The sequence below is a fragment of the Enterobacter sp. UCD-UG_FMILLET genome (genome assembly GCF_000762975.1).
In the GTDB taxonomy this organism is placed as follows: Bacteria; Pseudomonadota; Gammaproteobacteria; order Enterobacterales; family Enterobacteriaceae; genus Enterobacter; species Enterobacter dykesii.
The window spans coordinates 1-521 of sequence record NZ_JRJC01000005.1; the positions used below are offsets into that span (position 1 = coordinate 1).

Here is a 521-nt window from a genome sequence, read left to right on the forward strand (position 1 = left end):
CTCATCGCTCTCTTCATTAAAACTGCCGGTGTTGCCGGAACGCGAAGCCTGGTGCTGCTGCTGGGATGAGGACTGCTGCTGCCCGGCGAAGCTCTCGCTGCTGACGCTGCTCTGGGCAAGCTGAATGCCGTTTTCCGCCAGTGAGGTCCGCAGTACCGGCAGCGCGGCTTCCAGTGCCGCACGAACATGGCTGTGCGCAGAGACCATCTGCAGCTGCGCCTGCACCCGGAAGATCTGGGTCAGGTGCAAATTTCGCTTAAGCTGGATGATAACCAGGCGCAGCTCTGCCGTCTGCTGGCCCTGCTTAGTGAACAGGGTGATGTGCTGGCTCAGGGACTGCTGCCATTCGTGGGTCCCCAGAGGCTGGCTTAACACCGGCGCGGAGGCGACGGTGGCGGCCGTCTGACTGGTCGCATGGCTGGACATAATAGGGGCCAGGGTGGCCGTTGGTGATGATGAAGAGGACGAACTGGCGAGCTCCTGCTTTTCTGCCGACGCGGCCACGGCCGGTGTAGCAGGCG

General features: G+C 62.8%; 1 protein-coding gene. It reads right to left on the reverse strand.

Translation table 11 applies throughout. The annotated features are described in order from the left end of the window. Positions 1-521: flagellar hook-length control protein FliK (locus LA04_RS00455; protein WP_047650052.1), on the reverse strand; the 521-nt coding region annotated here is incomplete at both ends.